Annotated in this window: 26 protein-coding genes; 15 read left to right on the forward strand and 11 right to left on the reverse strand. The window is 63.7% G+C overall.

Features of this window, described 5'->3' with window-relative positions:
• Positions 1–13 precede the first annotated feature (13 nt).
• Positions 14–1039 carry a sensor histidine kinase gene (locus AC52Q4_RS00465; protein WP_495534827.1) on the reverse strand — a complete coding sequence of 342 codons (1026 nt, stop codon included), beginning with the start codon at positions 1037–1039 and terminating at the stop codon, positions 14–16.
• Positions 1040–1184: 145 nt separating this feature from the next.
• On the opposite strand from AC52Q4_RS00465, the gene argH reads away from it, so the two are divergent.
• On the forward strand, positions 1185–2603 hold the full coding sequence (gene argH / locus AC52Q4_RS00470; RefSeq protein WP_495534828.1) for an argininosuccinate lyase: 1419 nt from the start codon (positions 1185–1187) through the stop codon (positions 2601–2603).
• A 13-nt stretch (positions 2604–2616) separates the two neighbouring features.
• On the opposite strand, the gene AC52Q4_RS00475 is transcribed toward argH, so the two are convergent.
• Complete coding sequence (locus AC52Q4_RS00475; RefSeq protein ID WP_495534829.1) at positions 2617–3300, reverse strand: alpha/beta hydrolase; 684 nt, start codon at positions 3298–3300, stop codon at positions 2617–2619.
• 123 nt (positions 3301–3423) lie between these two features.
• On the opposite strand from AC52Q4_RS00475, the gene lptM reads away from it, so the two are divergent.
• From lptM to ubiB, 11 genes are all read left to right on the forward strand, one after another.
• Positions 3424–3570 carry an LPS translocon maturation chaperone LptM gene (gene lptM, locus AC52Q4_RS00480; protein ID WP_495534830.1) on the forward strand — a complete coding sequence of 49 codons (147 nt, stop codon included), beginning with the start codon at positions 3424–3426 and terminating at the stop codon, positions 3568–3570.
• Positions 3567–4823, forward strand: a complete 1257-nt coding sequence (lysA, locus tag AC52Q4_RS00485; protein ID WP_495534831.1) for a diaminopimelate decarboxylase — start codon at positions 3567–3569, stop codon at positions 4821–4823. The genes lptM and lysA overlap by 4 nt, the downstream gene beginning before the upstream one ends.
• Before the next feature lie 56 nt (positions 4824–4879).
• Positions 4880–5713, forward strand: a complete 834-nt coding sequence (gene dapF / locus AC52Q4_RS00490) for a diaminopimelate epimerase (protein ID WP_495534832.1) — start codon at positions 4880–4882, stop codon at positions 5711–5713.
• 133 nt (positions 5714–5846) lie between these two features.
• Positions 5847–6536: a DUF484 family protein gene (locus tag AC52Q4_RS00495; protein WP_495534833.1), complete on the forward strand. Its 690-nt coding sequence runs from the start codon at positions 5847–5849 to the stop codon at positions 6534–6536.
• Between the two features lie 8 nt (positions 6537–6544).
• A complete protein-coding gene (xerC, locus tag AC52Q4_RS00500; RefSeq protein WP_495534834.1) occupies positions 6545–7450 on the forward strand; it encodes a tyrosine recombinase XerC in 906 nt (301 codons plus the stop codon).
• 174 nt (positions 7451–7624) lie between these two features.
• On the forward strand, positions 7625–8167 hold the full coding sequence (gene hslV / locus AC52Q4_RS00505; protein ID WP_495534879.1) for an ATP-dependent protease subunit HslV: 543 nt from the start codon (positions 7625–7627) through the stop codon (positions 8165–8167).
• A gap of 31 nt (positions 8168–8198) precedes the next feature.
• Entirely contained in the window at positions 8199–9524 is a 1326-nt protein-coding gene (gene hslU, locus AC52Q4_RS00510; protein ID WP_495534835.1) for an ATP-dependent protease ATPase subunit HslU, read from the forward strand.
• A 65-nt stretch (positions 9525–9589) separates the two neighbouring features.
• Positions 9590–9985: a gamma-butyrobetaine hydroxylase family protein gene (locus AC52Q4_RS00515; protein ID WP_495534836.1), complete on the forward strand. Its 396-nt coding sequence runs from the start codon at positions 9590–9592 to the stop codon at positions 9983–9985.
• Positions 9986–9989: 4 nt separating this feature from the next.
• Positions 9990–10754: a bifunctional demethylmenaquinone methyltransferase/2-methoxy-6-polyprenyl-1,4-benzoquinol methylase UbiE gene (gene ubiE / locus AC52Q4_RS00520; RefSeq protein ID WP_495534837.1), complete on the forward strand. Its 765-nt coding sequence runs from the start codon at positions 9990–9992 to the stop codon at positions 10752–10754.
• 6 nt (positions 10755–10760) lie between these two features.
• Positions 10761–11405, forward strand: a complete 645-nt coding sequence (locus tag AC52Q4_RS00525; RefSeq protein ID WP_495534838.1) for a ubiquinone biosynthesis accessory factor UbiJ — start codon at positions 10761–10763, stop codon at positions 11403–11405.
• Complete coding sequence (gene ubiB / locus AC52Q4_RS00530; protein WP_495534839.1) at positions 11402–13069, forward strand: ubiquinone biosynthesis regulatory protein kinase UbiB; 1668 nt, start codon at positions 11402–11404, stop codon at positions 13067–13069. The genes AC52Q4_RS00525 and ubiB overlap by 4 nt, the downstream gene beginning before the upstream one ends.
• Before the next feature lie 22 nt (positions 13070–13091).
• On the opposite strand, the gene AC52Q4_RS00535 is transcribed toward ubiB, so the two are convergent.
• Genes AC52Q4_RS00535 through AC52Q4_RS00545 form a run of 3 tightly spaced genes read right to left on the reverse strand, consistent with a single transcriptional unit; the run spans position 13092 to position 16203 of the window.
• Positions 13092–13661, reverse strand: a complete 570-nt coding sequence (locus AC52Q4_RS00535; protein WP_495534840.1) for a DJ-1 family glyoxalase III — start codon at positions 13659–13661, stop codon at positions 13092–13094.
• Between the two features lie 49 nt (positions 13662–13710).
• Positions 13711–15018, reverse strand: a complete 1308-nt coding sequence (locus AC52Q4_RS00540) for a S41 family peptidase (RefSeq protein WP_495534841.1) — start codon at positions 15016–15018, stop codon at positions 13711–13713.
• A 51-nt stretch (positions 15019–15069) separates the two neighbouring features.
• Positions 15070–16203 carry a murein hydrolase activator EnvC family protein gene (locus AC52Q4_RS00545; protein ID WP_495534842.1) on the reverse strand — a complete coding sequence of 378 codons (1134 nt, stop codon included), beginning with the start codon at positions 16201–16203 and terminating at the stop codon, positions 15070–15072.
• Between the two features lie 211 nt (positions 16204–16414).
• Here AC52Q4_RS00545 and AC52Q4_RS00550 point away from each other — a divergent pair, with 211 nt between their 5' ends.
• Genes AC52Q4_RS00550 through AC52Q4_RS00560 form a run of 3 tightly spaced genes read left to right on the forward strand, consistent with a single transcriptional unit; the run spans position 16415 to position 18373 of the window.
• Positions 16415–16840, forward strand: coding sequence for a rhodanese-like domain-containing protein (locus tag AC52Q4_RS00550; protein ID WP_495534843.1), 426 nt, complete (start codon positions 16415–16417; stop codon positions 16838–16840).
• Between the two features lie 39 nt (positions 16841–16879).
• On the forward strand, positions 16880–17359 hold the full coding sequence (secB, locus tag AC52Q4_RS00555) for a protein-export chaperone SecB (protein ID WP_495534844.1): 480 nt from the start codon (positions 16880–16882) through the stop codon (positions 17357–17359).
• A gap of 9 nt (positions 17360–17368) precedes the next feature.
• Positions 17369–18373 (forward strand): NAD(P)H-dependent glycerol-3-phosphate dehydrogenase, encoded by a 1005-nt coding sequence (locus tag AC52Q4_RS00560; RefSeq protein WP_495534845.1) that lies wholly within the window; start codon positions 17369–17371, stop codon positions 18371–18373.
• 47 nt (positions 18374–18420) lie between these two features.
• Here AC52Q4_RS00560 and AC52Q4_RS00565 read toward each other — a convergent pair whose 3' ends face one another.
• From AC52Q4_RS00565 to AC52Q4_RS00590, 6 genes are all read right to left on the reverse strand, one after another.
• Positions 18421–18927 (reverse strand): tRNA (cytidine(34)-2'-O)-methyltransferase, encoded by a 507-nt coding sequence (locus tag AC52Q4_RS00565; protein WP_495534846.1) that lies wholly within the window; start codon positions 18925–18927, stop codon positions 18421–18423.
• Positions 18924–19490 (reverse strand): endonuclease dU, encoded by a 567-nt coding sequence (locus AC52Q4_RS00570; RefSeq protein ID WP_495534880.1) that lies wholly within the window; start codon positions 19488–19490, stop codon positions 18924–18926. Before AC52Q4_RS00570 ends, AC52Q4_RS00565 begins: the two co-directional genes overlap by 4 nt.
• 14 nt (positions 19491–19504) lie before the next feature.
• A complete protein-coding gene (locus AC52Q4_RS00575; RefSeq protein WP_495534847.1) occupies positions 19505–20365 on the reverse strand; it encodes a sulfurtransferase in 861 nt (286 codons plus the stop codon).
• A gap of 126 nt (positions 20366–20491) precedes the next feature.
• Entirely contained in the window at positions 20492–21889 is a 1398-nt protein-coding gene (gene ntrC, locus AC52Q4_RS00580) for a nitrogen regulation protein NR(I) (protein WP_495534848.1), read from the reverse strand.
• Positions 21882–22940, reverse strand: coding sequence for a nitrogen regulation protein NR(II) (gene glnL, locus AC52Q4_RS00585; protein ID WP_495534849.1), 1059 nt, complete (start codon positions 22938–22940; stop codon positions 21882–21884). The genes ntrC and glnL overlap by 8 nt, the downstream gene beginning before the upstream one ends.
• 119 nt (positions 22941–23059) lie before the next feature.
• Positions 23060–23602, reverse strand: coding sequence for a DUF4124 domain-containing protein (locus AC52Q4_RS00590; RefSeq protein ID WP_495534850.1), 543 nt, complete (start codon positions 23600–23602; stop codon positions 23060–23062).
• Positions 23603–23710 lie beyond the last annotated feature (108 nt).

Here is a 23710-nt window from a genome sequence, read left to right on the forward strand (position 1 = left end):
CGATTCTGCCTGCCTATGGTTTCGTCCGACGATATGGGAAGCGAACGCTGACCTTGTAGATGTTTTGATCGTCATGAACCTGTAGGCGCCCGTGCTCAGCGAATGCCAACTGCAGCCGCTCGCGGACGTTCTCCTGCGCCATGCCGAAACCAGCGCCGCGCACCCGCTCACTCGGCCCGGCCGACGGGTTGCATACCGCGATGGTCACCATGGCGTTTTCCATGGCGCCTTGAATCGACAGCACGCCCCCTTCCATCCGCGGCTCGATCCCATGATAGACCGCGTTCTCCAGCAAGGGCTGCAAGGACAAAGGCGGGATGAGCGCATCGCGCGGCAGGCGGGAGATATCCCACTCGAGCCTCAGGCGCTCCCCCAAGCGCATCTCCTCCATGCGCAGATAACCCTCCGCCAATGCGAGCTCCTCGGTTACCGGGACCAGCCGGTCACGGCGACCCAGACTGGCCCGAAACAAGTCCGCCAGATCCTCCACCAAATGCTCGGCTTCGTTCGGCGCGCTCGGAATCAATGAGGCAATCGTATTGAGGCTGTTGAACAAAAAGTGCGGGCGCATCCGCGCCTGTAATGCATCGATGCGTGCCTCGGCCGCGGCCTGAACCCGAACCCTCCAGGCGTGCTGAACGTGCATGTAGCGAAGCGCCACGGCCACGGCGACGGCCGCCACGGCGAGGCTGCGCAGCAGGAACTGCAGGTGACCGGATCCGATCCCGGGCCCGTAAACGAGACGGTAGGCAATCTCGCTGACCACCAGCGTCACCCCGAGGATAAGCGCATAGCTCAGCGCCGCCGAGGCGGCGTTCCCCAACCGGGCGAGCCAGCTCCGCAATAGGCACAGCAGTGCCGCGCTGCACAGGCCGATCCATTGCACGAACAAGGACAACAGGCTCAGATCCTGCCACGGCGCGCTCTCCGGCGGCCGGGCAAGCACCATTATAACCACCAGCAGCTCGCCGACGATTACCACGGCGAGTACGCTGCGAATATCACAGAAATTGGGCAGGAAACTGTCTTTCGCCGCCACGCCCGCTCTCCCCGAGGCGACCGTCTCTTCGAATCGAAATCGCGCATCAGAGGCCACGCCGAGCGGCGACTCGGCGGGCCCGAAGCCGACAGGAAATTGTTTGTTATAGTGTCATTTCTAGTCTGTTCAGCGCGAGATTGCACCCATGAGCGAGAAGGACTCGCCCCATCTCTGGGCCGGGCGTTTCACCGAGACCACCGATGCCTTGGTTCAGGCCTTCAGCGCATCGGAGCACTTCGACCGTCGGCTCTATCGGCAGGATATCCGCGGCTCCAAGGCGCATGCGCGAATGCTCAACGGCGCCGGGATACTCAGCGCCGAAGAGTATCAGGCAATTATCGCCGGCCTCGATGACATCGAAGCGGAAATCGAACGCGGGACCTTTCCTTGGTCGGCCGCCCTCGAGGACGTGCACATGAATATCGAGGCGCGGTTGACCGAGCGCATCGGCGAGGCCGGGAAAAAACTGCACACGGCCCGCTCACGCAACGATCAGATCGCGACGGACATACGCCTGTGGTTGCGCGAGACCATCGATGAGGTGAATGCGGCGCTGCGCGCCTTTCAGGCCGGCCTGGTCGATCTGGCCGAGCGGGAGGCGGAGACTCTCATGCCCGGCTTCACTCACCTGCAGGTGGCTCAGCCCATCACCTTCGGTCACCACATGCTCGCCTGGTACGAGATGCTGGTACGCGACGAGCAACGGCTACTCGACTGCCGCCGACGGGTAAACGTATCGCCGCTTGGCTCGGCGGCCCTCGCCGGCACGACTTTCGCGATCGATCGCCAACAGACCTGCCTCGAGCTCGGTTTTGACCGGCCCAGTGACAACTCCTTGGATGCCGTCTCCGATCGGGACTTCGCCATCGAGTTCACCGCCGCTGGGGCACTCATCATGACTCATCTCTCGCGCATGGCCGAGGAGCTGATCCTCTGGGTCTCGCCATTGGCTGGATTCATCGAGCTGCCCGACCGGTATTGCACCGGTTCCTCCATCATGCCGCAGAAAAAAAATCCGGATGTCGCCGAACTCGTGCGCGGCAAAACGGCGCGAGTCCACGGTCATTTGCAGGCCCTGCTGACACTGATGAAGGGCCAGCCCCTTGCCTACAACCGGGACAACCAGGAAGACAAAGAACCGCTTTTCGACACAGCCGATACCGTCCTCGCGAGTCTTCGCGCCTTTGCGGACATGGTGCCGGCGCTCGTCGTAAACCGCGAGCGCACTCACGCGCTCGCCCATCAGGGATTCGCAACGGCGACCGATCTTGCCGATTATCTGGTCCGAAAGGGCGTGCCTTTCCGCGAAGCCCATGAGATCGTGGGTCGCGCCGTACGCTATGGCATCGCGCACGACCGGGACCTCTCTGCCATGACACTCGCCGAGTTGCGGCGGTTTTCGAGCGCGATCGCTGAGGATGTATTCCAAGTGCTCTCGCTGGAAGGGTCGGTCGCCGCCAGAGACCACCTCGGCGGCACGGCGCCCGCGCAGGTGCGCGCCCAGGTAAGCAAGGCGCGCGCCCGCCTCGACCAGACCGAGGCGGTTGAACGCTTCGGCGGGTGAGCGGCCCCAGTGCTCAGCGCGAGGACACCTCGAGCACGCGCCGCAGCCAATCGGCAATGGCTTGGATCTCTTCGAGGCAGACCTGATGGGCCATGGCGTACTCGTGCCACTCCAGAGGGTAACTGCGCGCCTCCAACCAACGCCGGGCGAAGCGGCCGAGCTCGAGGGGCAGCACTGGATCTTCGCTGCCGTGGGCCATGAACACGGCCGTCGCGGCATTGCCCTCGTGACGGGACTCCTCCAGGTCCTGCTGCAGCGGCAGGTAGGCGGACAGCGCCATGATCCCCGCCAAACGTTGCGGGTAACGCAATGCCGTATACAAAGCGATCGCCCCGCCTTGGGAGAATCCCGCAAGCACGATGCGCTCGCTCGGCACACCGCGGCCGCGCTCCCGCTCGATGAGCTCACGCAGCCGACGCTCGCTGTCCTGAATGCCGGCGGCATCCTGAGGGGATCCGGCCTCCAGGCCCAAAAGGTCGTACCATGCCCGCATGCTCATACCGCCATTGATGGTTACCGGCCGATACGGCGCATGCGGAAAGACGAAGCGGATGCGGGCCTCCTCGGGTAAACTCAGTTCCGGGACAATGGGCCGGAAATCGCTGCCATCGGCACCGAGTCCGTGCAGCCAGATCACCGCGGCCCGCGCCTGGGTCTGCGGGCCGACCTCCAAGGTTTCGAGCAGCTTTTCAGGCATGAATTTTTTGCCTAACCTCGCTGGTTCAAACGCGCAGACAGCCAGCGCCCCTTGTGGGAAACGGCCACGGCACAGGCTCGGCCCGCCGCTCAATCGGCCGGTTGGCCATCGGAGAGTGGATTGATGCTCCGCAGACTCACCTTATTCACCGTCGCGGCGGCGCTGCTGCTCGGCACTGGCTGTGGTTTGAAAGGGCCTTTGTACCTGCCCGATCCACCGGCCGATGAGCCGGGCGCCGCAGAGAACCCACCCCCGAGAGACGACGCATGAATTGCTTCGCGCTGCGCAATGGCGTAATGCACGCCGAGGATATCGCATTACCCGATGTGGCGAAACGCTACGCCACCCCCTGCTACGTCTACTCGCGCCGCGCTATCGAAACCGCCTGGCGAACCTTCGACGACGCCTTCGCAGGCCGTCCGCACCTGATCTGCTATGCCGTCAAGGCCAACTCCAATTTGGCGGTCCTCAATCTGCTCGCTCGGCTTGGCTCGGGCTTTGACATCGTCTCCGGCGGAGAGCTCGAGCGCGTGCTGGCCGCCGGCGGCGATCCGGCTAAAGTGGTGTTCTCGGGAGTAGCCAAGACCGCGCAGGAGATGGAGCGGGCGTTGGAGGTCGATATCCTGTGCTTCAATGTGGAGTCGGAAGCGGAACTCGAGCGCTTGGCGGCGGTTGCCCGCTCGCTCGGCCGCCGTGCACGGGTTTCGCTGCGCATCAACCCCGACGTCGACCCCGATACGCATCCCTACATTTCCACCGGGCTGAGCGAGAACAAGTTCGGAATCGACATTCGCGACGTCGAGCGCGTTTACCGGCGGGCCGCCGAGATGTCCGGCATCGATGTCATGGGAGCCGATTTCCATATCGGCTCGCAGCTCACCCGAGTCGAACCGGTCACCGACGCGCTGGAGCGGGTATTGGCCCTGGTCGATCGCCTGCAGGCAACCGGCATAGAGATTAGCCACGTTGACGTCGGCGGCGGCATGGCCATCCGCTACCGCAACGAGGCACCACCGTCGATCGCCGCCTACGCCCGCCAGTTGCTTGCCTGCCTGGAGGGACGCCCGCAACGGCTGCTGCTCGAGCCTGGGCGCGCCATCGTCGGCAATGCCGGCGTGCTGCTGACACGGGTGGAGTATCTTAAACACACCCGGCACCGCAACTTCGCCATTGTCGATGCGGCAATGAACGATTTACTGCGCCCGGCGCTCTACGATGCGTGGATGGCCATCGAACCGGTAACGCCGCGTGGGGACCGGGCCGCCCGACACTACGATGTGGTGGGACCGGTCTGCGAGAGCGCCGATTTTTTGGGAAGGGATCGCGAGCTGACGCTGGCCAGCGGGGACTTGCTGATCGTGCGCTCGGCGGGTGCCTACGGCTTCGTAATGAGCTCGGGCTATAACAGCCGACCGCGGCCCCCCGAGCTGCTGATCGATGGCAGCACCGTCCACCTGGTGCGCGAACGCGAAGCCGTAGAGGCACTCTGGGCGGGCGAGTGCCTGGCACCGCTCGAAGGGTAGCGTTGAGCGCGGTAATCGGGCCGAATCGGCGTATTAGGGTAGAGCGCAAACACATTATGACAAAGCTGCGGTTCACCAAGATGCAGGCCCTGGGCAATGACTTCATCGTAATTGACGCGATAAACCAGGCGGTGGCGCTCAGCCCGGACCAGATCCGCCAATTGGCGAACCGCCGGCTTGGCATCGGCTGCGATCAGGTGCTGCTCGCCGAGCGCGCGCGCCGAGCCGATACGGATGTGCGCTACCGCATTTTCAACGCCGACGGTGGCGAGGTCGAGCACTGCGGCAACGGCGTGCGCTGCCTGGCACGCTTTCTCCATGAAAACGCTCTGATCGACCAACACGAGCTGCGCGTGGAAACGCCTAACGGCTTGACTATCGTGCACTTGTGCGACGATGGCGCCATTGCCGTCAACATGGGGCCTCCGGTTCTGGATCCGGAGCGGATTCCTTTCCGTGCGACCCGGCAGGCGACGGAATATGCGCTCGCCCTCGATCAGGCCAGCATCAGGATCGGGGCTGTCTCAATGGGCAACCCGCACGCGGTGATGCAGGTCGATGACATCGACTCCGCGCCCGTTGACACCCTCGGTCCGGCGATAATGTCCCACCCGGACTTTCCGCAGCGCGTCAACGCCGGTTTCATGCAAGTGATGAGCCGAAGCCGGATTCGACTGCGGGTCTACGAGCGCGGCGTCGGGGAAACCATGGCCTGTGGCACCGGGGCCTGTGCAGCGGTTGTCGCCGGTCGGTTGCGCAATCTGCTCGATGCGCGGGTAAACGTCGATCTTGCGGGCGGAGCGCTAATGATATATTGGGACGGAGATGCCGCACCCGTTTGGATGACAGGCCCGGCGCTGACGGTCTACGAGGGGGAGATTCGTCTTTAACGACTTCCCTCTCCGGCGCGCAAGCGGGGGCCATGATAATTCCGGTAGAGCACGAGCCGGTCACGGCGCGTGGCCCGCCAACGGCGGATCCGGAACAAGAAGTAGTGCTTGCTCACAGGAGGGGGCAGAGCCGATGAGCACACAACAGGCGGAGAGCCTCGACGAGGGATTGATCGCACAGTATCTGCAGCGCCATCCGGATTTTTTCTGTCGCCAACGCGAGCTGCTCGCCAAGTTGCGCATCCCGCACGATGTCCGCCCGGCGCGCTCGCTGATCGAATATCAGGTGCAGGTGCTGCGCGATGAAACGGCCCGGCTGCGCGCTCATCTCGACGAGTTGCTGCGCTTCGCCCGCAGCAACGACCGACTCATGCAGCAGCTCCATCGCCTTACCCTGGAGCTGCTCGAGGCGGACAGCCTGGACAGCGTTTTCGATGCGCTGCGACAAAGCTTGCGCCAGAGCTTCCATGCCGATGCCGTTGAGGTCATTCTCATTACGGTCTTGCCGGCACAGGTGAACGCCTCGGTCTGGTCGCCCGACCACCCCGATGCGCTACGACTCACCGAGCTCTTCGGTGATGATCGACCGGTGTGTGGGCGACTCGACGAGGAGCACCGCCAGCTTGCCTTCGGCAAACTGGCCGCCGAGGTGAAATCAGCGGCACTCATCCCGCTGGCCGACGGCCCTGCCCGAGGCATGCTCGCCATCGGCAGCCGCAATCCCGAGCATTATCGGCCCGATCAGGGCACGGTATTTCTCCGCCAGCTCGGTGCCTTGCTGGGTCGGGCCATTCAGCGCCACTTACGCGTAAGCCAGGCGTGAGCAAGTGCATGAACGGGTGGCTCGAGCGTTTCGACGCCCACCTGGGTAACGAACGCCGGCTCGCCCGGCTGACCCGTTACCACTATCGCCGCGATTTGCAGGCATTGGCAGCGTATTGCAGCGAGCTGGGCCTGGTCGGCTGGGAGGAGGTCACTGCCGAGCATATCCGCGGTTTCATTGCCCAACGTCATCGGGCGGGTTTGGCGGGTCGTTCGTTGCAGCGGAGTCTATCGAGCATCCGCACGCTCTATCGCTATCTCATCCGCGAAGGCGTGGCCCGGCATGATCCCGCCACCGGCGCACGGGCGCCGAGGAGCGGAAGGCGCCTTCCGGAAGTGCTCGATGTCGATGCGTTGGCCCATCTATTGGATAATCCGCCCGCCAGCGAGGCGCTGACCGTTCGCGATGTCGCCATGTTCGAGCTGCTGTATTCCTGCGGCTTGCGGCTCGCCGAGCTGGCCGGCGTACCCGAAAACGCGGTTTGCGCACACCAATCCGAGCTGCGGGTGATCGGCAAGGGAGCCAAGACACGCCTAGTCCCGATCGGTCGCCAAGCGCGGCGTGCGCTCACGCAGTGGCTCGCGCTCCGCCCGGGGCTCGCGCGCGCCGACGAGCCGGCTCTGTTCGTCACTCGCCACGGGCGACCAATGAGCCCTCGGGCGATTCAGGTACGCCTGCGGCGCCTCGCCGAGCGCCAGGGTTTGCAGCGCCGCGTACACCCGCACATGCTACGTCACTCTTTCGCATCGCACCTGCTCGAGTCGAGCGGCGATCTGCGCGCGGTCCAGGAGCTGCTCGGCCATGCTCACATCGCCACGACCCAGATCTATACTCATTTGGATTTTCAGCACCTCGCCCGAGTCTACGACGCCGCTCATCCCCGAGCCCGTCGTAAGGGGCGGGACCGGCGATGAGCCCTCGCAGTCATCGTCTGCGATCGCTCACTAAGCGTGCTTGACCACGTTCATGCCTCCCGCCTGCCTTTGAAAATCCGACCCGCCACCCTTATCCCATTCCAGGTAAGATGGATGGATTTGGTTCGTAACAGTTGCGACGAGGCTTCAGTAGCGGCGAGCGAGGTTCCGATCGTGCGGCAGTTCCAAGGCACCACTATCCTTGCCGTGCGCCGTGATGGGCGCACGGTGATCGGCGGCGACGGCCAGGTCACGCTGGGTGATACGGTAATGAAAGGCAATGCGCGCAAGGTTCGACGCCTGTTTCAGGACCGTGTCCTGGCCGGCTTCGCAGGGGGAACGGCGGATGCTTTCACGCTGTTCGAACGCTTCGAGGGGCAGCTGGAGAAGCACCGTGGCAATCTCACTCGCGCGGCCGTGGAGATGGCGAAGGACTGGCGCTCCGATCGCGTGCTGCGGCGGCTCGAGGCGTTGCTGGTGGTGGCGGATACGAATTCTGTGCTCATGCTCTCCGGCAACGGGGACGTGGTGGAGCCGGAACGCGATTCGATGGCCATCGGCTCCGGCGGCGCGTACGCTCAGGCGGCGGCCACGGCGCTGCTGGAGAACACTGAGCTTCCGGCACGCGAGATCGTGGAGCGATCCCTTAACATCGCGGCCGACATCTGCATCTACAGTAATCACCATTTAGCCATAGAGGAGCTGGGGGCCGGCTGAGCCCGCCCTGTACAGCCGGAGAGCGATCACCATGTCTCAGATGACTCCCCGGGAAATCGTCCAGGAACTCGACAAATACATCATCGGCCAGGCAAAGGCCAAGCAGGCGGTGGCCATTGCCTTGCGCAACCGCTGGCGGCGCATGCAGCTCGACGAGTCGCTGCGTGCCGAAATCACCCCCAAAAACATTCTCATGATCGGACCGACCGGCGTCGGCAAGACCGAGATCGCCCGTCGTCTGGCAAAGCTCGCCCATGCCCCTTTCGTCAAGGTGGAAGCCACAAAGTTCACCGAAGTCGGCTACGTCGGTCGCGACGTCGAGTCGATGATCCGTGATCTGGTGGACATCGCGGTGAAGATGACGCGCCAGAAAGAAATGGAGAAGGTGGCGATTGCGGCCATCGATGCGGCCGAAGAGCGTATCCTCGATACACTGCTGCCACGGGCGAGGGGCTTCGCCGCAGAGGACGATGGCACGGATAGCACGCGGCAGAAAATGCGCAAGAAACTGCGCGAAGGCGACCTGGAAGAACGCGAGATCGAGATCGAAGTGCGCAGCGCCCCCGTGGGGATGGAGATCATGGCCCCGCCCGGCATGGAGGAGATGACGGGGCAGCTCCAGAGCATGTTCCAGAATCTGACCGGCGAGCGCACGCGAACCCGGCGCCTGAAGATCAAGGACGCCTGGCGCGCACTGCGGGAGGAGGAGGCGGCCAAACTCGTTAACGAGGAGGAGGTCAAGCGCAAGGCGCTCGAGGCCGTGGAGCAAAACGGCATCGTTTTTCTCGATGAGATCGACAAAGTCGCCAAACGCGGCGAGCAGGGCAGCGGTGTCGATGTCTCGCGCGAAGGCGTCCAGCGCGACCTTCTGCCGTTGGTGGAAGGTTCCACGATTTCCACCAAATACGGAATGGTCAACACCAACCATATCTTGTTCATCGCTTCCGGGGCCTTTCATCTGTCCAAGCCGTCCGACTTGATCCCGGAGCTGCAAGGGCGGCTGCCGATCCGCGTCGAGCTCGATCCGCTCACCGTCGAGGACTTCGTGCGCATCCTGACCGAACCGGACGCCTCGTTGGTGCGCCAGTACCAAGCGCTGATCGCGACGGAGGGCGTGCAACTGGAGTTCACCCCTGAAGGAGTGGCCCGTATCGCGGAGGTGGCCTGGGAGGTCAACGAGAGCACCGAGAACATCGGTGCGCGTCGGCTTCATACCGTGATGGAGCGCTTGCTGGAGACCGTCTCCTATGAAGCCGCGGATAATCGCCACGATCGGGTTTGCATCGATGAGCGGTATGTCAACGAGCATCTCGCGGATCTGGCCCGTGACCAGGATCTCAGCCGCTACATACTCTAGCGGCCGCCAAATCTCCGTCCAACGCCGGCGCAGTAGGGCAATGCGCGCCGGGGGAAGAACTGGCAATGCGCAGACCGCACAGAACGGGCACCGGCCGCGTGCCCACCGACATCCATCTTCACCGGCGCGCGAGAACGCTGGAGGTGTGGTTCGACGACGGCAGCCGCTTCGAGCTGACCGCCGAGTATTTGCGTGTCTATTCGCCCTCGGCCGAAGTCCGCGGCCATGGCCCCGGAGAGCAGATTCTGCAGATTGGCAAAGAGGGCGTTGCGATTACCAGCGTCGAGCCGGTAGGCCAGTATGCCATCAAGCTGTGCTTCGACGACGGTCACAGTACCGGGCTATACTCGTGGGATTTGCTGTACGATCTGGGCACGAACAAAAACCATTACTGGCAGGCCTATCTTGATGCCCTGAGAGAGGCTGGCCATTCGCGCGCTTCCAGCGATAACGAGGACTGAAACGGTGTCGAGCGAGCACCCGTCAAGCCCGGAGAATACGCACTTCGGCTTTCAAACCGTGTCGACGACGGAAAAGGCGCACCGCGTGGGTCAGGTCTTCGAGTCCGTGGCCCATCGCTACGACCTCATGAATGATCTGATGTCACTCGGCCTGCACAGAGTATGGAAGCAGCAGGCCTTGCGGCTCGCCGGGCTGCGCCGGGGACATCGGGTGTTGGATCTGGCCGCCGGCTCCGGCGATCTGACCAAGGCGATCGCCCGCGACGTGGGCGAAAGCGGCTTCGTGGTTGCCTGTGACATCAATCCCGCCATGCTGACGCTGGGTCGTGATCGGCTGATCGACGACGGCGTCGTGAACAATGTCGGGTACGCGATTGCCGATGCGGAGCGGCTGCCTTTTCCGGAGCGAAGCTTCGAGCGAGTCACCATCGGCTTCGGCCTGCGTAATTTCACGCATAAGCAACGCGCCTTGGAAGCCATTTACCGGGTGCTCCAGCCAGCGGGCCGAGTCGTCATATTGGAGTTCTCATCGCTCTACGTACGGCCGTTGCGGCCGCTCTACGATCTTTACTCCCTGCGTTTTTTGCCTCTACTGGGACGACTCGTTGCCCGGGATGCGGACAGTTATCGCTATCTCGCCGAATCCATTCGCCGCCACCCGGATCAGGAAGCGCTGAAAACGATGCTCGAGGCGGCGGGCTTCGAGGACTGCGATTACGTCAACCTCTGTGGCGGCTTGGTGGCCGTTCATCGCGGACACGTTTACTGATCGCCCATGGCATTCACAACGTTCGTTCGACCCACCTGGAAGATCATGTTGCACGGGGCGGAGGCCGTCTTCAATCGACTGTTGGCTGCGGATCCGGCGTCGCCCCGGCGGCTCACGGAGTTGGCCGGTTGTCGCTTGGCGGTCGAACTCACTGACGTCGGCGTCGAGTTCGTCGTTCTGTTCGGCGAAACGGGGCTTCGGTTCGTACCGCCCGCCTCGGATATCGATGATGCGCCGGCCGCTCGCATACGCACCAGCGTGGCGGGCCTGCTGGCGCTGGCGACCACTTCGGATCGTCGCCGCGCTAAAGTCGAGTTCTCGGGAGAGGTCGGAGTGGTAGCAGACATACGTCGATTGTTCGCCGATCTTGAAGTGGATTGGGAGGAACAGCTCGCTCCATTCACCGGCGATGTCGTGGCCTATCAGCTTGGCCGCGCCGCCCAGGGTTCAGCGAGCTGGTTGCGCCGCTCCGGCGACGCGCTGCTGCAGACAGTCGGCGAATACCTTACCGAAGAGCGTCGAGCGTTGCCCGCGGCGACTCAGGTCAGCGTCTTCCTCGCTGAAGTGGACACGCTGCATCGCGATGTAGAGCATCTTGCCGCACGCGTAAGACAGCTGGAGCAGAGCATCGAGCGCGGAGCGGCGCGGTGAGCATTCGACCCGGGCAATTGTTGCGCCTCATCCATATCAATTTCATTCTCATCAAGCATGGGCTCGATGAGGTCATATTAGCCACACACCTGTTTCGGCCATTGCGCGTATTCGGCTATCTCATGCCTTGGCGCTGGATACCTCGCCAGCGCCGGCCGCGAAGCCAGCGCATCCGCATGACGCTGGAGGATCTGGGTCCCATCTTCGTCAAGTTCGGCCAGATTCTCTCCACCCGGCGCGATTTGCTGCCACAGGATATCGCCCAGGAGCTCTCCTATCTTCAGGATCGAGTGCCGTCCTTTCCCGGAGAGGTCGCACGCAGCATCATCGAGCGCGCATACAACCAGCCATTGGAAGCGGTATTCGAGAGCTTCGATGCCGAACCCCTCGCCTCGGCCTCCATCGCTCAGGTCCATGTCGCCCGTCTGAGGGATGGCCGCGAGGTCGTGGTAAAGGTCGTTCGCCCCGGAATCGAACGCGTGATCGGCCGTGACCTGCGATTGCTCTACACGATCGCCTCGCTCGCTCAGCATTACTGGCCGCAAGGCTACCGGCTGCGCCCGGTGGAGGTGGTGCACGAGTTCGATAAGACGATCCATGACGAGTTGGACCTCATGCGCGAGGCAGCCAACGCATCACAGCTGCGGCGCAATTTCAAGGATTCCAATCTCATCTATGTGCCCGAGGTCTATTGGCCGGGCACCCGCGCCAACGTCATGGTCATGGAGCGGATCCGCGGCATTCCGATCAGCGACATCGAGCAGCTCAAGGCCCACGGGATCAATCTCAAGGCGCTGGCCGAACGCGGGGTGGAGATCTTCTTCACGCAGGTGTTTCGGGACAGTTTCTTTCACGCCGACATGCATCCGGGCAACGTCTTCGTCGACCCCAACCATCCCGAGGAGCCCGTCTACCTCGCGGTGGATTTCGGCATCATCGGTACGCTGAACCCCATCGATCACCGCTATCTGGCGGAAAATTTTCTCGCCTTCTTCAACCGCAACTATCGTCGCGTCGCGGAATTGCATATCGAGTCCGGCTGGGTCCCCGCCGGGACACGGGTGGACGAGTTCGAGGCCGCCATACGCACGGTATGCGAGCCCATATTTCAGCGCCCGCTCGGCGATATTTCGTTCGGAGCGCTTCTGCTGCGGCTCTTTCAGACCGGTCGGCGGTTCAACATGGAGATTCAGCCACAGCTGATTCTGCTGCAGAAGACATTGCTCAACATCGAAGGCATGGGACGGCAGCTTTACCCAGAGCTCGACTTGTGGACCACGGCAAAGCCTTACATGGAGCGCTGGATGCGCGAGCAACTCGGCGCTCAGGCGCTGTTGCGCAATCTGCGCTATGAGCTGCCCACCTGGGGTCGGGAATTGCCCATGTTGCCCAGACGCCTGGCGCGGGCGCTGGACCAGCTCGCCGAGGGGCGATCGCAACTTGACGGTTTGGAGCGCGAGCTGCAAACGGTGCGCTCGGTGCTCAAGGCGAACAGTCGCCGAGCGTTCGTCGCCACCCTCGGGGGCGCGTTGGTGATCTCGGCGTTCCTCCTCGCGGCCGTCGATGGCTACGCACCGACCATGGTGGCCGGCGCACCGCTGCTCAGTTGGATCCTCGGCGGCCTTGGGGCGGCCGGGTGGTTATGGGCCTGGCCGCGCGATTAGCCCGCTCGCTGACCAATCGTGCCTATGCGCCGTAGCGCAGGTGCTCGACCGGACGTTGCAGTGCGGCTTCCACGTCCCTCGCTTGGCGCTCCCCCTGAAGCAGAGCTACCAGAGTGAGCGCAAAATCCAGCGCCGTACCCGGGCCACGTGAGGTCACCAAGCCGCCATCGATTACGACGGCCGCCATTACTTGCTCCACCCCGTCGGCTCCATCGAGCGATCCCGGAAACCCGGTCGCCCGGCGGCCATTGAGCAAACCCTCCGCGGCGAGCACCCCGGGTGCGGCACAAATCGCGGCGACGTAGCGCCCGGCATCCAGTTGTCCCTGCAAGAGCTCGCGAACGCGCGCGTCCTGTTGCAACAACGCTGCGCCGCCCGCGCCGCCGGGCAGTACGACCATATCGAAGTCCTGGCCGCGCACGTCGGCCAATAGCGCATCCGGAAGTAAGACGACCCCTCGGCTCGCCGTCACGGGCCCCTCGGTCAGGCCGGCGACGACCACGTCGATACCCGCCCGGCGCAGCAGATCGATGACCGTTACTGCTTCGAGCTCCTCGCAGCCCTCGGCGAGTGGCACAAGCACACAAGCCATAGCGTGATTTCCCTCCTTTGGCGTTGCCGGCAAGGCGCATCGCTCATCGCTACCCGGAGCGGCGCTTCAGGATCGTCAGCCCCTTGAGCAGGTTCAATGCCTCCGACAAGGTATAGTCCTCGCTGGCAAGATCCTTTTTCACCGTTCCGCTCGTCTTTTCCTTTGACGATTCGGCTTTGCCATTGCTCAAATGACGGCTGAGGTCCGCCTCGGTGACCATACCGACACCTCCATCGCCCGCCTTCGTCACTTTGACATTACCGACAAAGACATCGGGCACGATGCCCTCCGCCTGGATGGAACGCCCGTTGGGCGTGTAATAACGCGCCGTGGTGAGCTTGATCGCGGCGCCGTCGCGTAGCGGCAAAATGGTTTGCACGGAGCCTTTGCCGAACGTCTGGCTGCCCATGATCACCGCGCGCTTGTGGTCCTGCAGCGCACCGGCGACGATCTCCGAGGCGGATGCCGACCCCCCGTTGACCAACACGACCATGGGCGCACCGTCGATGAAATCGTCCGAGGTGGCGTTGAAGCTCATGTCGGCGCTCTGGATCCGGCCCTGCGTGTAGACGATACGCCCGTTGGTAAGGAAGTCATCCGCCACCTCCACTGCCGCATTCAGGACGCCACCGGGATTGTTGCGCAAGTCCAGCACCAGCCCCTGCAGCTTACCCTCGTCCTGACTCTTGAGATCCTCGAGCGCCTCGAGCACGTCGTCACCGGTGTGCGACTGAAACTGGGTAATCCGCAGATAGGCAAAACCGGGCTCCAGCATCCGCGATTTGACGCTGTCGACTTTGATCACGGCGCGCTTGATCGTCACGTCGAGGGGCTTATCCTCGTTCTCCCGGACCACGGTCAAGTCGATCGTCGTGCCGGGCTCGCCGCGCATCACCGTCACCGCGTCGCTGAGCGTCATGCCATTGACCGGTTTACCGTCGATTCGGATAATCAGGTCCCCGGCTTGAATACCCGCTCTTGCGGCCGGCGTATCGTCGATCGGCGCGATCACCTTGACGAAGCCGTTCTCCATTCCCACCTCGATGCCAAGCCCTCCGAATTCGCCTCGGGTACCGACCTGCAGATCCCGGTATTCCTGCTTGTCCAGATAGGCCGAATGCGGGTCCAACCCAGAGATCATGCCGCGAATCGCATTCTCCAGCAGCGTTTCGTCCTTCACCGACTCGACGTAGTCTTGTTTTACACGGACCAACACCTCGGTGAAGATGCGCAGCTCACCGAGCGGAAGCTCGACTTGCGGGGTTGGTCGTTGAGCACATACGCCCTGACCGTATGTGGCAAGAACACCGAGCACGACACCGGCGCACAGCGCATACAGGGACTTGGTCACTCGCATATCCACTCTCAATCTAGACCTCTGTCACAATGGGAGCCGCACGCCTCCGACTCAGCCATGCTGCCCGACGGGGCGCAGCCACGCCAGCGGGTTGTCGGGTTTGCCGTGCACGCGCACTTCAAAATAGAGCCCGGCGCGGTTCTCGCCTCCACTGACCCCCGCAGTGGCAATGATCTCTCCGGCTTCGACCCAATCACCGAGCGCTTTATATAATGATTGGTTGTGGCCATACAGCGTCATGTAGCCGCGGCCGTGATCGATGATCAACAACAGCCCGAGACCGCGCAGCCAATCGGCAAACACCACCCGTCCGCCGGCGACGGCCTGTACATCGCTTCCCTCGGCAGCCGCGATGAACACGCCGTGCCACTGCGCGTCGGCCTCGCGCCCGGCACCGGAGGGGGCGATCAGCTTGCCCGTCAGCGGCCACGCCAACTCGCCTTTGCGGCCTTGGAACGGCCGCTCGTTGGAGCGCTCGGCGGGGATGTCTGCCAAAGTACGCAAGCGCTGAATCAATTTGGCCAGCCCGGCGGCGTCGGCCTTGAGGCGTTGCAATCGTTCACCGCGATCCGCCATGCGCCGGCGCAGACGCCGCAACACGACCGCTCGCTGCCGACGATCACGCTGCAGCTCCTTGCGTGTCGCCACGCGCTGGCGCTTTAGCTGTCCCAGCTCCGCGAGCTCGGCCTGCCGCTTCCGCGCGAGCGCGTCGATCGATTTCAGCGCCTGCAAGCTTTCGTGAATCCGCTGCCCGCGTGCCGCACTGATGTACTCATAGTAGACCTGCACGCGCTCCAGACGGTCGGGGTCCTGCTGGTTCAGCATGAGGCGAACATACTGCTCACGGCCGAGCGCATAGGCGGCGACGAGTTGCTGCCCCAACTGATCCCGCTGCTGCTCGAGCTGGCCGGTCATACGCTCATAACGCAACTGTAGCGCGGCAATACGCTCGCGGTGCGCCTGAATGGTCCCTTCCAGTTCCTGCACCCCGGCAGCGGCGGAACCGATATTCTCATCGAGCCGCTGCAGCTCGCGCGTCAGCTCATCCGCGCGCTGCTGCTCGCGGTGGAGCTCGGCACGAACAGCGCTGATTTGCGCGCGCAGCTTCTCGAGCTGTTCGGCTTTGCTATGATAGCCCCCACCGGCGGCGATACCCGCGAACAGCCCCAAGGCCAGCATCGCCATTGTCAAAGCGGCCAAAGCTCGCATGCCGTATGATCTTTGCGCGGACGCCTTGAGAGTCCATTTCATCGCCGGCTGGCAACAGTATAATGCCAAAGTCTAACAAGCCCCGTTGAGCGGCTAAAACGAATCCGCCGTCGCAGTCGTGCCAAGGCGCCGCATCCGGCGACGACCGATTAAACCCCTATCGCACTAACGAGCATAACAATCGCCTATGGAGCAACTGTTCGAATTCATCGGCAACCACTGGGCGCTTTTCATCGCCCTCGTGGTAGTCACCGCCGCCATCATCGCGAATGAAATTCTCCTGCTACTTCAGGCAGGTCGGGTGCTGGAGCCGGAGCAAGCCACACAGCTCTATAATCGCGATGATGCCGTGTTCGTCGATCTGCGCGGCGAGAACGCCTATCTATCGGGCCACCTGCCGGGCGCCGTGAATTTGCCGCTGGACCGGCTGTATCAGCAAACCGAAAAGCTCAAGCAGTATGGAGGTCGTCCGGTTATCCTCTACGACGACACCGATTACAAGGCCCGCAAGGCCGGATTCAAGCTCAAAAAGCTGGGGTTGGACAACGTATATCAGCTCAAAGGCGGCATCGGCGCTTGGCAAGCGGCCGGGCTGCCGATGAAGAGCAAGTGAGCCTTGCCGGTTGCAATGGAAGTAGGAGTGTAGCGAATCATGCCTGAAGCAGACGCCAACACCCAAGCAGGCGATTCCCAGCAGCAATTCATCATCCAGAAAGTCTACCTCAAAGATGCCTCGCTAGAGATGCCCAATTCGCCGGAAATCTTTCGCTCCGAATGGCGCCCGCAAGCGAACATCGAGCTGAACACCGCACACCGCTCGCTGGAGGAGAACGCTTATGAGGTGATCATCACCGCGACGGTAACCACCAAGCTCGACGAGAAGACGGCCTATCTCTGCGAGGTGCAAGCGGCCGGAATATTCACCATCATGGGCTTCGATGCCCAGACGCTCGACGGCCTGCTCGGCAGCTACTGCCCCACGATTTTGTTTCCCTACGCGCGCGAGGCCATATCCGACCTCTCCAGCCGGGCCGGCTTTCCGGCCATGGTTCTGGCGCCGGTGAATTTCGACGCCATCTACGCGCAAAAGCGCGCCGAGCAACAGCAAAGCGCTCAGAGCGAGCACCAGTAACGCACGCTCATGGAGCGCTCAGAGGCGATCTGCGTAGTCGGCGCCGGTTCGTGGGGAACCGCTCTCGCGCTGGTTCTCGCGCGCCGCGGCCACCGCGTGGCGCTTTGGGGGCACGAGGCCGAGCACATCGCGCGGCTTTGCCGCGAACGGGCCAATAACCACCACCTACCCGGCGCGCCCTTTCCGCAACGGCTGCGGCCCGTGGCTGAGCTGCCGGTCGCCCTCGGCGATGCGCGGGACGTACTGGTCGCGGTGCCCAGTGCCGTTTTCAGCCAAGTATTGAGGCAACTCGCACCGCTGCTCGCGCAGAATGCCCGGCTCGCCTGGGCAACCAAGGGGCTCGATGCCGGTACAGGGAATCCCCTGCATTGCGTGGCCGAACGGATCTTGCCGGGACGGGCGCTGGCGGTCCTCTCCGGTCCGAGTTTCGCGCGTGAAGTCGCGCAAGGGCTTCCGACAGCGGTCACCGTCGCGTCCTCGGATCCCGTCTTCGCCCAGGCGCTCGCCGACGCCTTCCACTGCGAGAGCTTTCGCGTTTATACCAGTGACGATGTGGTCGGAGTGGAGCTCGGCGGCGCGGTCAAGAACGTGCTGGCCATTGCCACGGGGATTGCCGATGGCCTCGGTATGGGCGCCAATGCGCGGGCGGGGCTCATCACTCGCGGCCTCAGCGAGCTGCGCCGCCTCGGCGAAGCCATGCGGGCGCGGCCGGAGACCTTCATGGGGCTTTCCGGCGTGGGGGATCTCATCCTGACCTGCACCGACGATCAATCGCGAAATCGTCGCTTGGGGCTCGCTTTGGGTCGGGGGGTGTCCGTAGCCGATGCCGTGCGGCAGATCGGTCAGACCGTTGAGGGGCTGCAAACCAGCAACGATGTCCATCGCCTGGCCATCACGACGGGCGTGGAGATGCCCATCTGCGAGCAGGTATGCCGGGTGCTCTCCGGCGAGCTCAGGATCCGGGAGGCGGTCACCAATCTGATGCTGCGGGAGCGCAAATCCGAGCTGGATTAAGACCCCCGTGCTCGTGCGCGCGGCTGCAATGATACGCGGCCCGCTCGCTACAGCGGCTGTTGCGCCCCGGCATACTCGAGCTGCCGCCAGGCCTCGAAAGCGGCCACGGCAACGGCATTGGAGAGATTGAGGCTACGGTTTCCCGGCACCATGGGCAGGCGCAATACAGCCTCGTCGGCGAACGTCGCGAGCAGGCTTTCGGGCAAGCCGCAGCTCTCGGAACCAAAAAGCAACCCATCACCCGGGCGATAACGGGCGCTGTGAAAGAGGCGCCGCCCGCCCGCCGAGAACGCGAACAGGCGCGAGGGGCGCACGGTTTGGCAGAATGCCGCATAGCTTGCGTGTTCTTCGACGCGCGCGTACTCCCGGTAATCCAGCCCTGCCCGGCGCAGCTGCCGATCGCTCATAGAAAACCCGAGTGGATGAATAAGATGCAGGCGCATACCGGTATTGGCACAGAGCCGAATCACATTGCCCGTGTTGGGGGGAATTTCCGGCTCGAGCAGAACAATATGCAACAATCCCCTCGGCACGGCCGGTTTACTGTCCGTCATACGCGCTGCCTGGACCAGCCGCCGGCCAAGGCAGCGGCAATGAGATGAGCGGTACGCAACGGTTCCGGGATCCGACTGTGCAAGCAAAACCGCTGGAGCACCCCCTGCGCCTCCTCCAGCGTCAAGCCAACGCGCTGGACCTGCACCCCGAGCAGCGCTTCCATGGCCCCAAGGCGCTCGATCAGTTGCCACTTGCGCCGTCCCCCTGGAACCCGCTGCAGCAGCGCTCGGCGTATCGCCGAGTGATCCGGCGTGCGGCGGGCCACGATGAGCACCGGAAGACCGAGCGCTTCGGACAGCCGCGGCGCATCGATCACGTTGAAGCCAGCCAAGGCGACCCCTTGCAGCAGCACGCACTGCAGCTGCGGTGCAAAACGCGATTCCCGCACCATGCGGACCAGCTCCCGCGTCGAATTGGCCCCATCGCGGCGCACACGCCCCGGTAGGACGCCGTCCAGCCGCGCACCGGCGAAAACCGCACCGACCACGAACACATCGCCACGGTGCTCGCGGTGAAACGGTGCATCATCGAAGCCGACCACATGCGAGAAACGCTCTGTCACCTTGGTCTCGGCCGTCAGGGGTCGGTGGTGGTCGCCTCCCCGCTCGCCACCGGCCGCGACGGATCCCGTATCCACTCGCTCCAGGAACCGGCGAAAAGGCGCGCCCCGTGCCAACCCGCATGCTCGAGCGCCAGGAGATGGTGGCAGGCCGTCACCCCCGAGCCACACATTGCAACCAACTCGCCGGCGCCGCCTGTCGGCACGAGCTCGCTCCAGGCCGCACGCAGCGCTGCCGGATCGAGAAACCGCCCGTCCGATCCCAGGTTGTCCGGAAAGGGTCGATAGTAGGCGCCGGGAATGTGGCCAGCGATTGGGTCGACTGGCTCCACGTCGCCCCGAAACCGCTCGACGACGCGGGCATCGACGATTCGATAGCCTTGGCGCTCACGGCACAGGGTGTCGCTGTCGATCGAGGGCATCATGCCGGCACGGCCTTGGAACGAACCCGGCCGCTGGCGCGGTTGGGCTCGGCTGACCGGATATCCCAGAGCGTTCCAGGCGAGAAATCCCCCATCGAGCACCGCCACCGCTTCATGGCCCAACCAACGCATCAGCCACCATAACCGAGCCGCAATGGCACCGGGGCCGGCGTCGTATGCCACCACCTGGCTGGAATTGCCGATACCCTTGCTGGCAAGCCAACGCATGAAGGCGTGCGCATCCGGCAGCGGATGGCGGCCACTGTGTTCAGTAACGGGTCCGGATAAATCCTCGTCGAGATCCGCATAGTACGCCCCCGGAATATGCGCCATCGCGTAGGCGCGGCGCCCGGCTTGCAGGTCGGTCAAATCGAAACGGCAGTCGATGATCGACCAGGCGGGATCGGTCAAGTGCGCCACCACGGTACTGACCGGAATCAGCGTGCTCCAGACCATTGTCGGGCTCCCTGTTACCGCAGAAGAGGTATGACCGGCGCGCGATCGCTCGCGGCAGTTCCCGGTCGGTGATCGCAAACGAGCGACCGGCGCGGCCTTCGGCCGCCCGCCGGCTGTGTTAGGCGGTCAGACACTGAGCTGCAGTTCCTTGATCTTGCGTGTCAACGTGTTACGCCCCCAACCGAGCAGGCGCGCGGCGTCCTGGCGGCGTCCGCCGGTGCGCCGCAAGGCGGCGCGGATAAGCACCCGCTCGAGCCTGGGCAAAGCTTCCGCCAGCGCACCGGGAGCCATCTCGCTCGCGCGCTCCTCGGCCCAGCGCGCCAGCAAGCCTTCCCAGTCGTCCTCGCTATCCTCAGTGCTCGGCTCAGCCCGGAGCTCGGCCGGCAGATCCTCCAGCTCGATGACCTGGCCACTGGCCATGACAGTGAGGCCGCGGCAGACATTTTCCAGCTCCCGGACGTTGCCCGGCCAGGGGAGGTGCATGAAGTAGCGTTTCACGGCCGGAGAAAGCTGCTTGGGCTCGACTTGAAGCTCGCGCGCGGCGCGCCCGAGGAAATGCTCGGCGAGGACCGGAATATCACTGCTGCGCTCGCGAAGCGCACAGACGTGGATACGAATGACGTTCAGCCGATGGAACAGATCCTCGCGAAACAACCCGGCCTGCACCTGTCGCTGCAGATTACGATGGGTCGCCGCAATGATCCGCACATCCACGCGCTGGGCGGTCAACGCGCCCACCGGATAGAACTCACCGTCGGCGAGCACACGCAGCAGACGCGTCTGCAATTCGGCCGGCATATCGCCGATCTCATCGAGGAAGAGCGTTCCGCCGTCCGCCTGCTCGAAGCGACCGCTGCGACTCTGATGGGCACCGGTGACTGCGCCTTTCTCGTGACCGAACAGCTCCGATTCCATGAGATCGTGCGGAACGGCAGCCATGTTGAGCACGATGAAAGGCTTGTCGGCACGCGGGCTGTGTCGGTGGAGCGCGCGCGCCACCAACTCCTTGCCCGTTCCCGACTCCCCATTGATCAGCACCGTGATGTTGGAGCGCGATAGCCGGCCAATCGCACGAAACACCTCCTGCATCGCCGGCGCCTCGCCGATGATCTCCGGCGTGTGACGCTGTTCGGAGTGGCTCGGCGCTGCCGCCCGGGCGGCGCCGAGGGCACGCCGCACCAGTGCGACGGCATGCTCCGTGTCGAAGGGTTTCGGCAGGTACTCGAACGCGCCGCCCTGGTAGGCGGCCACCGCGGCATCGAGATCCGAGTGCGCGGTGATCACGATGACGGGCAACTGAGGCCAACGCGCGTGCACGTCACGCAGCAGTGCGAGGCCGTCCAGGCTCGGCATGCGGATATCGGTGATGAGCACGTCCGGTTGCCCTTGATCGAATGCCGCCAGCGCCTCGTGCCCGCTCTCGAAAGGGGCGCTCCGCATTCCCGCTCTCTCCAGAGCCTTGGTCAGGACCCAACGAATGGAGCGGTCGTCGTCAACCACCCAGATACACGGCGAGTCATTCATTGCGCTCCTCGATCGGCAACCATACCGTAAAAACCGTGCGCCCCGGTTCACTCGCGCACTCGATAAGCCCACCATGCTGATAGATCAGTGTCTGGGCGATCGTCAGGCCGATCCCGCTACCCTCGGCGCGATCGCTCGCCACCGGATAGAAGATCGTGTCCTGACGCTCGAGCGGAATTCCGCAGCCATCGTCGATGACCCTGACGCAGGCCACCAGCTTGTGCTCCACGTTGCCGATGGTGAAACGCCGTTGAGTACGCGTACGCAAGGTGATCGTTCCGCTCTCGCCGACCGCCTGAAGGGCATTCCTCACCAGGTTGAGCAGCACTTGAATGAGCTGATCCGGTACCGCCTGAAGCAGTGGGATGCTCGGGTCATAGTCGCGCACGATCGCCACTCCGTTGGGGGCTTCTGCCCGTACCAGATGGCGCACGTGCTCCAAGAGCTGATGAATGTTGGTCGCCTGCCGACGTCCTCGGGCAGCGGGGCCGAGCAAGCCGTCGACCAGGGAACGCAACCGATCGGCCTCTTTGATGATCACGTCGGTGTATTCGTGGTGCTCCGGCTCGTGCAGCTCCCCCTGGAGCAACTGAGCCGCGCCGCGTAACCCGCCGAGCGGGTTCTTGATCTCGTGCGCGAGGTTGCGGATGAGCTCGCGGATCGCCCGATTCTGGGCAAGGAGCTGATTCTCCCGGGAGATCCTCAGGTGACGGTCGAGCTGATCCAGCTCCAGTAGGATACGTCCGTGAGCCAGCGGCGTAATGGCGCAATTCACGGTGATCGCCTGACCGTTGCCGAGCACCATCCGGTGCTCGCGTTCCGTATACCCTCCCTGGCGCTCGAGCGCCAGACCAATGCCGCGCTCGAGCGTGACGGAACTCGGCAGCAGCCGCGCGAGCTCCATGCCGATCGCCTGTCGCGCACTGATCTGCAGCAGCCCCTCGGCCGCGCCATTGAGATAGCACACTCGGCGATCGCCCTCGAGCAAGACGACAGCCGTGCTCAGCAATTCCAGCAGCTGATCCCCGATCGGAGTCAAGCTCGTTTTCATTCCACTATTGACTGGCTGTCGGCCAGGCGTCCATTCCGCTGCCCTCCGCGGCTACGACGACCATGGAGTCCTGCGCCCGCGACGCCGGCAGACGATCCGCTCGGGAAGCCCTGCAGGCGTTACTGCAGCCGCGGTGGTTGATTGGCCGGTATGTGCACGGAGGGGCGATGCATATAGAAGGTAACCGGCTCGGCTCGCGCCACGGCCTTGCCCGAGGCGTCCTCGATCACGGCACCGAGCGTGTGGGTGCCCCGGTTGATCTCATGCAGCGCCACCGTCGGCGCGGTGACGCCGGTACGTATCGGTCGCTCGTCCAACAAAACGCGGATATGATCGTCGTTGCGCAGCTCCGGTTCGATCCTGAAACGCACGACCACGGTCCCGGGGTTGTTGCGTACCGTGGCCTCGGGTTGCGGTTCAGAGATGCCAAAATGCTCATAAGGCTCGGCCGCCGGGGGCTTGTCGGGTGTCAGGGCCGGTACTTCTTCGACCGGCGGTAAATCGATTACCGGGGGCTCTCCCAACTCCAGCCGTTCGGCCCCCGGATGCGGTTTGTCCGAGTAATGCTTGACCCCCTCGGCGTCCGTCCATTGGAAGATGGCGGACTGGGCAGGCAGGGTTGCGAGAAGCAACAACAACACACTTGCCACGATTTGCTTCATACCGCCACCACCCAAGAGTCAAGGGGTCGCTAGACCCCGCCGGCGAGCGCCACCGCTGTGATCAGCCCTGATAGGGCGACCTGTTTTTTCATCCCTCGGCTTACGCGC

The organism is Nitrococcus sp., from assembly GCF_059432795.1.

Excerpts from the sequence above, each read along its gene's own strand:
- argH (WP_495534828.1), top strand. The coding sequence starts at position 1,185 with ATGAGCGAGAAGGACTCGCCCCATCTCTGGGCCGGGCGTTTCACCGAG.
- AC52Q4_RS00475 (WP_495534829.1), bottom strand. The coding sequence starts at position 3,300 with ATGCCTGAAAAGCTGCTCGAAACCTTGGAGGTCGGCCCGCAGACCCAG.
- lptM (WP_495534830.1), top strand. The coding sequence starts at position 3,424 with ATGCTCCGCAGACTCACCTTATTCACCGTCGCGGCGGCGCTGCTGCTC.
- lysA (WP_495534831.1), top strand. The coding sequence starts at position 3,567 with ATGAATTGCTTCGCGCTGCGCAATGGCGTAATGCACGCCGAGGATATC.
- dapF (WP_495534832.1), top strand. The coding sequence starts at position 4,880 with ATGACAAAGCTGCGGTTCACCAAGATGCAGGCCCTGGGCAATGACTTC.
- AC52Q4_RS00495 (WP_495534833.1), top strand. The coding sequence starts at position 5,847 with ATGAGCACACAACAGGCGGAGAGCCTCGACGAGGGATTGATCGCACAG.
- xerC (WP_495534834.1), top strand. The coding sequence starts at position 6,545 with ATGAACGGGTGGCTCGAGCGTTTCGACGCCCACCTGGGTAACGAACGC.
- hslU (WP_495534835.1), top strand. The coding sequence starts at position 8,199 with ATGTCTCAGATGACTCCCCGGGAAATCGTCCAGGAACTCGACAAATAC.
- AC52Q4_RS00515 (WP_495534836.1), top strand. The coding sequence starts at position 9,590 with ATGCGCAGACCGCACAGAACGGGCACCGGCCGCGTGCCCACCGACATC.
- AC52Q4_RS00525 (WP_495534838.1), top strand. The coding sequence starts at position 10,761 with ATGGCATTCACAACGTTCGTTCGACCCACCTGGAAGATCATGTTGCAC.
- AC52Q4_RS00535 (WP_495534840.1), bottom strand. The coding sequence starts at position 13,661 with ATGGCTTGTGTGCTTGTGCCACTCGCCGAGGGCTGCGAGGAGCTCGAA.
- AC52Q4_RS00540 (WP_495534841.1), bottom strand. The coding sequence starts at position 15,018 with ATGCGAGTGACCAAGTCCCTGTATGCGCTGTGCGCCGGTGTCGTGCTC.
- AC52Q4_RS00545 (WP_495534842.1), bottom strand. The coding sequence starts at position 16,203 with ATGGCGATGCTGGCCTTGGGGCTGTTCGCGGGTATCGCCGCCGGTGGG.
- AC52Q4_RS00550 (WP_495534843.1), top strand. The coding sequence starts at position 16,415 with ATGGAGCAACTGTTCGAATTCATCGGCAACCACTGGGCGCTTTTCATC.
- secB (WP_495534844.1), top strand. The coding sequence starts at position 16,880 with ATGCCTGAAGCAGACGCCAACACCCAAGCAGGCGATTCCCAGCAGCAA.
- AC52Q4_RS00560 (WP_495534845.1), top strand. The coding sequence starts at position 17,369 with ATGGAGCGCTCAGAGGCGATCTGCGTAGTCGGCGCCGGTTCGTGGGGA.
- AC52Q4_RS00565 (WP_495534846.1), bottom strand. The coding sequence starts at position 18,927 with ATGACGGACAGTAAACCGGCCGTGCCGAGGGGATTGTTGCATATTGTT.
- AC52Q4_RS00575 (WP_495534847.1), bottom strand. The coding sequence starts at position 20,365 with ATGGTCTGGAGCACGCTGATTCCGGTCAGTACCGTGGTGGCGCACTTG.
- ntrC (WP_495534848.1), bottom strand. The coding sequence starts at position 21,889 with ATGAATGACTCGCCGTGTATCTGGGTGGTTGACGACGACCGCTCCATT.
- glnL (WP_495534849.1), bottom strand. The coding sequence starts at position 22,940 with ATGAAAACGAGCTTGACTCCGATCGGGGATCAGCTGCTGGAATTGCTG.
- AC52Q4_RS00590 (WP_495534850.1), bottom strand. The coding sequence starts at position 23,602 with ATGAAGCAAATCGTGGCAAGTGTGTTGTTGTTGCTTCTCGCAACCCTG.